The organism is Actinomadura meyerae (assembly GCF_900188445.1).
GTDB lineage: Bacteria > Actinomycetota > Actinomycetes > Streptosporangiales > Streptosporangiaceae > Spirillospora > Spirillospora meyerae.
In genome coordinates this window covers 1-7498 of record NZ_FZOR01000079.1, presented here as the reverse complement: position 1 = coordinate 7498, position 7498 = coordinate 1, and the positions used below count along the sequence as shown (strand labels likewise).

The following is a 7498-nucleotide window of genomic DNA, read 5'->3' as shown; positions in this document are numbered from 1 at the left end:
ATACCGAGTTAAACGTGAGACGGACGAGAACATCACCCACGACTCGCCGGCCACGATCCGATTGATCTGCCCAGCAGCTTAATTTAACGGCATTGTTCCATGGTGGACGCGGCGTCAGGGTCGACCGCAATCAAACTCATGTATCCATGATATCCGTCCGGAGGCCGCTTCGTGCTCTCGAACTAGAATTCGACCATGATTCTTTCGAGGGATTCGTGATCAGCGTCGCGCGTTTCACAAATGCCTCATCTCGGGCATTCGAATTGCCGTGTGGTTCCTTTTTGGGGTGGGGGCGGCGCGTCGGGCAGAGGGCAGGCGGAGCCTGCCCGACGAAAGCTGCACTCAGGGGCCGCAGAGGCTCCAAAGTCAAGGGTGGGACGGAGTCCCATCGCGAAGCGACGCCGAAGGCGCCCTTGACTTTGGAGGGGCGGCCCCGTACGCAGCGCCGCCCCCACCACAATTCCACGAACAGCGCTAGACAATTGAAGAACACCGGGCCATGAAGGCACCATCACCCCCGGCGGGCAACGACCAACTAGCCCAATAACTAGGCGGTCACACCCACTGCGGAAGGGACTGTTCGGAGTAGCGGGCACCGAAACCACCGGTCGGCAGAATTCGGGCGATGGCGTCCAGGTCGTCCTGAGTGAGGGTCAGGTCGGCGGCGGCGTTGTTCTCCTCGACCCGCTTCGGGCTACGGGTGCCGGGGATCGGGACGATGTCCTCGCCCTGGGCCAGGACCCAGGCCAGCGCCAACTGCGAGACCGTCGCGTCCTTGGTGGCGGCCAGCTCGGCGAGCTGCTCAACGGCGGCTACGTTCTTCTCGAAGTTGCCCGGCTGCCAGCGGGCATCGTGGTTGCGCATGTCGGTCGGGTCGTAGGATCCGGCGGGCTTGGCAGTGCCGGTGATGAACCCGCGCCCCAGCGGCGAGTAGGACACGAACCCGATGCCGAGTTCGCGCAGCACCGGGAACAGCTCCTCAACCTCGCGCTCGAACAGCGAGTACTCGGTCTGCAGGACGGAGACGGGCTGGACGGCGTGCGCACGGCGGATCGTCTGCGGGCCCGCCTCGCTCAGCCCGAAGTACTTCACCTTGCCCGCGTCGATCAGTTCCTTGACGGTGCCGGCGACGTCCTCGATCGGCACCTCCGGGTCGACACGGTGCTGGTAGAGCACGTCGATGTGGTCTACCCCCAGGTAGCGCAGGCTGTTCTCGGCGACCTTGCGGATGTTGTCGGGACGGCTGTTGAGGCCGGTGACCTTCCCGGACGACAGCTCGAACCCGAACTTGGTCGCCAGGACGACCTCGTCCCGGAAGTCCTTGACCGCCCTCCCGACGAGGATCTCGTTGGAGCCGGTCCCCAGGCCGTAGAGCTCGGCGGTGTCGAAGAAGTTGACGCCCAGCTCGTAGGCGCGCCGGATGGCGGCGAGCCCCTCCTGCTCGTCGCCGGGGCCGTAGGCCATCGTCAGGCCCATCGTGCCGTAGCCGATCTCCGAGGTGACCAGCCCTTGGCGACCCAGAGTGCGCTTCTGCATGATCAGCTCTCCCTGCATCAAACGTAAAGAACGAACCAAACCGTTCGGTATGGCCATGAGCCACACTACCCACTCGTCCACACCCATCAAACCGAACGGTTCGGTTGGCTAGGCTGGGGCCCATGGCCAGCACCGCCGACTCGACCCGCGACCGGATCGTCGCCGCCGCCCGCGACGAGTTCGCCCGGCACGGGATCGCCGGCGCGCGCGTCGACCGGATCGCCAAGGCCGCCCGCACCAGCAAGGAACGCATCTACGCGTACTTCCGCAGCAAGGAGAAGCTGTACGAGCATGTGGCCGCCGCCGAACTCACCGCCGCGGCCGACGCCGTCCACCTCGACCCGGCCGACCTGCCGGATTACGCCGGTCAACTGTTCGACTACTTCACCACCGACCCCGACCGGTACCGGTTCATCGTCTGGGGCCGCCTGGAACTGGAACCTCCGCCCGCCGGCAGCCCCTACCGGGACGCCATCCTGGGCAAGGTCGCGGCCATCTGCCGCGCTCAGGACGCGGGCGACCTGCCCTCCGCATGGGATCCGGTCGACATCCTGGCGATGGTCTTCCAGCTCGCCCACACCTGGCTGGACCAGACCGAACTGGCCGCCGTGGCCCGCCACGCCGCCGCCGATCCCGACCTGACCGCTCGCCGCTCCGCCGTCGTCCGAGCCGTCACCGCGCTCTTCCCCCCGAGCCCGCGCTCCTGACCCCGGCCCCCAGCTCGCCCAGGCTCAGACGCACGGCTCACCCCGGCTCAGGCCCCAACTCGCCCCGGCTCAGGCCCCAACTCGCCCCGGCTCAGACGCACAGCCCCGGCTCACGCCCCCAGCTCGCTCCCGGCGCACGCTCCCAGCTCGCTCCCGGCGCACGCTCCCAGCTCGCCCGGGGCTCAGACGAACTCCAGAGGCCGGACGACGTAGTCGGACGGGACGTCACCGTGCATGGCCTCGGCCGAGCGATCGGGCGCGGTCTCCTCTAGGAGGACGGCACGGCGGACGCGGTCGGTGCGGAACACACGGCAGCCACCCCGCATCCGGCACCACGCGGTCAGGTACCAGCCCTTGCCGGACGCGGTGAACGTGACCGGCTCGACATCGCGCTCGGTCTCGATCCCCGCCCGGTCGACGTAGGTGAGGCGGACCACCCTGCGGGCCAGCACGGCTTCTTCCAGCACGGCCGGCACGGACGCCTGACCGTCGTTCTCGGCGGGGGCGAGGAACCGGATCCGGGCGGCCAGCTCGCGGGCCGAGGCGCCGTCGTCCGCTGACATCGCCGCGACGATCTTGTGCAGTGCGGTCCGGGCGGCGCGTGAGTACGGCGAGCCATCGGCCCGGGAGAGGGTGATCGCAACGGCGACGGCCTCAGCGGGAGTGAAGTTCAGCGGCGGCAGCGTCCGGCTCTTGTCGAGGGTGTAGCCGCCGCCCCTGCCGACGTCCGCGAAGATCGGCACACCGGCCTGCTGGAGCGCGCTGATGTCGCGCTCGATCGTCCGGACGCTCACCTCGTACCGCGCGGCCAGTTCACGCGCGGCCAGGCGGCGCGGCGCGCAGGCGCGCAACTCCTCCACTAAGGCGTACAAGCGGTCGGTACGGTTCACACGCCGACCGTACGCACCGCCTCCGACATTTCCGAAGCCCCTCGCCCCCCGAGCCCTCGAACCCCGACGAAGCCGCATTCAGAGGACGCGCTCAGAGGACGCGCTCAGAGGACGCGCTCAGAGGACGCGCTCAGAGGACGCGCTCAGAGGACGCGCTCAGAGGACGCGCAGGAACGAGAGCATCGCCTCGTTGACCTCGGCGGGACGTTCCTGCTGCGTCCAGTGGCCGCATCCGGACAGCCACACGGTCTCGCGGAGATTCGGCACGAAGTCGGTCATGGAGTCGATGACGTTCCGCGCGCCGACGGCGACGACGTCGCGGTCACCGGCGATGTAAAGCGCGGGCGGGCCGATCGGCGCGCGGTGCCAGGCGGCGGTCAGCTCCCAGTTGCGGTCGAGGTTGCGGTACCAGTTGATCGGCCCGGTGAAGCCGCTCTCGGCGTACTCCTCGACGTAGGTCGCGATGTCGGCGTCGGTGAGCCAGCCGGGCAGCTTCTCCGGCTCGGGGATCGCGTCGAGGAAGCCGCCGCCCTCGGGCGCGATGAGCGCCGGAACGGGCCCGTCACCGGACATCCCGACCAGCATGCGGCGGAACGTGTCGGTCCGGTCGCGGTCGAGCTCGGCCTCCGGGGCGTCCGGTTCCTGGAAGCGCACCATGTAGAAGCCGTCACCGAACAGGCGCCGCATCGACTCGACCGGCGGCCTGCTGGACCGCGGGCGGTGCGGGACGGACATGCCGATGACGCCGCGCACCTTGTCCGGCCTCATCTGCGCGACGGCCCAGGCGACGGGCGCGCCCCAGTCGTGTCCCACGACGACGGCCCGGTCCGCGCCGAGCGCGTCGATGAGCCCGACGGCGTCCCCCGCCAGGTGCAGGATCGTGTACTGCCCGGCCTCGGCGGGCCCGCCGGTGCGGGCGTAGCCGCGCTGGTCGGGGGCGACCGCGTGGAACCCGGCCTCGGCGAGCGCGGTGAGCTGGTGGCGCCAGGAGTACCAGCACTCGGGAAAGCCGTGCAGCAGCAGCACGAGCGGCCCTTCGCCCGCCTCGGCGACGTGCATGCGCAGGCCGCTCCTGGACTGGACGAAGCGATGCGTGATCTCGGTCATCGGTGACCCCTCGCGGCGTGGGCGGGACCGTGCGGGCCCCACGGTAGCCCGGCCGCCCCCGGACCGCTGCGCCGGACGGCGATCCCCCTGCCGATCCGGCGTGTCCATACCGTCCGGCGGTGGATTGTGTGCGTGCGCCACATGGGACGGCGGGGGTCGCGCTCCGTAGGTTCGGCGCATGACGAGCGTGACACCGCGGCCCGCCGCGGGGACTTCGGGGACGCTGGATCTGGCGGGGCGGCGCGCACTGGTCACCGGCGGCGCGGGCGGCATCGGCCGGGCCTGCGCGCGGCGGCTGGCGGCGGCGGGCGCCGCGGTGGTGGTGGCCGACATGGACCGGGCGGCGGCGGAGCGGACGGCGGCCGAGATCGGCGGCGTCCCGCTGCACGCGGACCTCTCCGACATGGACGCGCTCGACGGCCTGGCGTCCGATGTCGACATCCTGGTCAACAACGCGGGCATCCAGCATGTGGCTCCCGTCCACGAGTTCCCGCCGGACATGTTCGCGCGGATCCTGCGGCTCATGCTGGAGGCGCCGTTCCGGCTGGCGCGGAACGCCCTGCCCGGCATGTACGAGCGGGGCTGGGGCCGCATCGTCAACATCTCGTCCGTGCACGGCCTGCGGGCGTCGCCCTACAAGTCGGCCTATGTGGCGGCCAAGCACGGGCTTGAGGGCCTGTCCAAGGTGATCGCGCTGGAGGGTGCCGCGCACGGCGTGACCTCCAACTGCGTGAACCCGGCCTTCGTCCGGACCCCTCTGGTGGAGGGCCAGATAGCCGACCAGGCGCGCGCGCACGACATACCCGAGAGCGAGGTCGTCGAGCGGGTGTTGCTCGAGCACGCGGCGGTGAAGCGGCTGATCGAGCCCGAGGAGGTCGCGGAGCTCGTCGCCTACCTGTGCTCGCCTCCGGCGTCCATGGTGACCGGCGCGTCCTTCACACTCGACGGTGGCTGGACGGCCCATTGAGAATGGCCCGTATGTCCTGCGGCGTCTTCCTCGAACTTCTGGCCCGCGAGGCGTCCCCCGTGGAGTTCGAGGGGCCCCTCGTCCAGGCGCGGGCGGACGGCGCGCCGCCGGCCGTCCTGGCGGAGCTGGAGGCGGCCAAGCTGGCGGCCCTCCGAGTCAGAATGATCATGCGGCGGCACGCGCGCCGCGAGGCGGAGCTGGCGGCGCTGTTCGACACCGCGGGCGACCTCGCGGGGCTCCGCGACCTCGACGCCGTGCTGGAGGCGATCACGCGCCGCGCCCGGCGCCTGCTGAACGCCGACATCGCCTACCTGACGCTGAACGACGACGAGCGCGGCGACACCTACATGCGGGTGACGGACGGGTCGGTGTCGGCGGCGTTCCGGCGCCTGCGGCTGCCGATGGGCACGGGACTGGTCGGCCTGGTGGCGCAGACGGCAATGCCCTACAACAGCGACCACTACCTGGGAGACGGGCAGTTCCAGCACCGCGGTTACATCGACGACGCGGTCGCCGAGGAGGGCCTGGTCGCCATCCTGGGCGTGCCGATGCGGCTGGGCAGCCGGGTCATCGGCGTGCTGACGGCCGCGAACCGCAGCGAGCGTCCGTTCGACCAGGAGGAGGTCGCGCTCCTGGGCTCGCTGGCCGCGCACGCCGCGATCGCCATCGACAACGCGCGCCTCCTGGACGAGACCAGGACCGCCCTGGACGAGCTGAGCGCCGCCAACGAGGAGGTCAAGGCGCGCAGCGCGGCCGTGGAGCGAGCGGCGCGCGCCCACGACCGCATGACGGCCGTCGTCGTGCGGGGCGGTGGCGTGGAAGACGTCGGCGCGGTCGTGACCGAGTTGCTGGGCGGCACCCTCTACGTCCTGGACGAGGAAGGCCGGCGACTGGCGAAGACGGGCATCGACTCGGGCGATCTGAGCGATGAGGAGCTGTCCGGTATCTCGGCCTCGGCGCACTCTGCGCGCGCGCAGGGCCGGACCGTCCGGCGCGGCGACCTGTGGATCGCTTCGGTCTCGACCGGCGACGAGATGCTCGGCACGCTCGTCCTGCGCACGGCCGACGAGGTCGACGACGCCGACCAGCGCATCCTGGAGCGCGCCGCGCTCGTCACCGCGCTGCTGCTGCTGTTCCAGCGCAGCGTCACCGAAGCCGAGGGGCGAGTCCGCGGCGAGCTGCTGGACGACCTGCTCTCCGGCCGCCGGACGGGCGTCGACGCCCTGACGGCCCGCGCCCGGCGCGTGAACGTCGATCTGAGCGCCCCGCACGTCGTGCTGTGCGCCAAGTACGAGTCCCGCGAGCACCGGCAGCGTGCGGCGTTCTGGGCGTCGTCCTTCGTGGCCGTCGAGCACGGCCTCGCCGCCTCCCGGGTCGAGGAGGTCGTCCTGCTGCTGCCGGGCGACCGCCCCGGCGACGCGGCCCGCCGGGTGGCCAAGGAACTGGGCGGCTCGCTCGGCGGCCCCGCGACGGTCGGCGCGGCCGGCCCGGTGCGCGGGCCGGCGGAGGTCGCGACCGCGTACCGGGAGGCGCAGCGCTGCGCCGACGCCCTGCTCGCCCTCGGCCGCCGCGGGGACGGCGCCGGCGCGTCCGAACTGGGCTTCGTCGGCCTGCTCATCGGCGACGACCGGGACGTCACCGGGTTCCTCTCGGGCGCGCTCGGGCCCGTCCTCGACTACGACGAGCGGCGCGGCACCTCCCTCGTCCAGACCCTGGAGGCGTACTTCGGGACGGGCGGGAACCTGTCGCGGACGGCGGAGCGCCTGCACATCCACGTCAACACCGTCAGCCAGCGCCTGGACCGCGTCGCCCGCCTCCTCGGCGAGGACTGGCAGTCCCCGGAGCGCGCCCTGGAACTCCAGCTGGCCCTGCGCCTGCACCGCCTCTCCCTCTGAAACGGCGCGCGCTACAACACGGTCGCGCTGAAGCGGCATGCACGGGAAAGACCGCCTACAACGCGGCCACGCTCGAACGCGGTCGCGTTAAGCGGCGTGCACAAGAAGCGGCGGCCACAAGAACCGACGGTGCGCCGCCCCCGGCCTCGGGAGCGGCGCACCGCCTGATCAGACCAAGGGGTCAGACGGAGGCGTCCACCTTGGGTGCGGGTTCGGGCGCGGGCCGCTCGCGGGACGTGCGGGCGGCGATCAGGTCGCGTGCGGTGCCCCAGATGCCCCGGCGGAACAGCAGCACGACGAGGATGAAGATCAGGCCGGTGATGATGCCGGTCTCCTGGAATCCGGCGGTGGCGAGGTAGTCCTGGAGTTGGACGACGAGTGCGGCGCCGATGGCGC

At 71.3% G+C, this 7498-nt stretch carries 7 protein-coding genes; 3 read left to right on the top strand and 4 right to left on the bottom strand.

Annotated features, from left to right (window positions below):
* Positions 1 to 555: 555 nt before the first annotated feature.
* Positions 556 to 1536 carry an aldo/keto reductase gene (locus CHF16_RS38710; RefSeq protein ID WP_089331176.1) on the bottom strand — a complete coding sequence of 327 codons (981 nt, stop codon included), beginning with the start codon at positions 1534 to 1536 and terminating at the stop codon, positions 556 to 558.
* 122 nt (positions 1537 to 1658) lie between these two features.
* On the opposite strand from CHF16_RS38710, the gene CHF16_RS38705 reads away from it, so the two are divergent.
* The gene (locus CHF16_RS38705; protein WP_089331175.1) at positions 1659 to 2243 is read left to right on the top strand and encodes a TetR/AcrR family transcriptional regulator; all 585 of its coding nucleotides are present in this window, start codon (positions 1659 to 1661) and stop codon (positions 2241 to 2243) included.
* A gap of 182 nt (positions 2244 to 2425) precedes the next feature.
* Here the strand turns inward: CHF16_RS38705 and CHF16_RS38700 are convergent, their stop codons facing one another.
* On the bottom strand, positions 2426 to 3133 hold the full coding sequence (locus CHF16_RS38700) for a helix-turn-helix transcriptional regulator (protein WP_089331174.1): 708 nt from the start codon (positions 3131 to 3133) through the stop codon (positions 2426 to 2428).
* Between the two features lie 156 nt (positions 3134 to 3289).
* The gene (locus CHF16_RS38695) at positions 3290 to 4240 is read right to left on the bottom strand and encodes an alpha/beta fold hydrolase (RefSeq protein ID WP_089331173.1); all 951 of its coding nucleotides are present in this window, start codon (positions 4238 to 4240) and stop codon (positions 3290 to 3292) included.
* A 178-nt stretch (positions 4241 to 4418) separates the two neighbouring features.
* On the opposite strand from CHF16_RS38695, the gene CHF16_RS38690 reads away from it, so the two are divergent.
* Together CHF16_RS38690 and CHF16_RS38685 are read left to right on the top strand one after the other, a co-directional pair.
* Complete coding sequence (locus tag CHF16_RS38690) at positions 4419 to 5207, top strand: 3-hydroxybutyrate dehydrogenase (RefSeq protein ID WP_089331172.1); 789 nt, start codon at positions 4419 to 4421, stop codon at positions 5205 to 5207.
* An 11-nt stretch (positions 5208 to 5218) separates the two neighbouring features.
* A complete protein-coding gene (locus CHF16_RS38685) occupies positions 5219 to 7102 on the top strand; it encodes a helix-turn-helix domain-containing protein (RefSeq protein ID WP_245869805.1) in 1884 nt (627 codons plus the stop codon).
* Positions 7103 to 7283: 181 nt separating this feature from the next.
* On the opposite strand, the gene CHF16_RS41140 is transcribed toward CHF16_RS38685, so the two are convergent.
* On the bottom strand, positions 7284 to 7498 hold a 215-nt coding region (locus CHF16_RS41140), incomplete at its 5' end, for a hypothetical protein (RefSeq protein WP_218827042.1).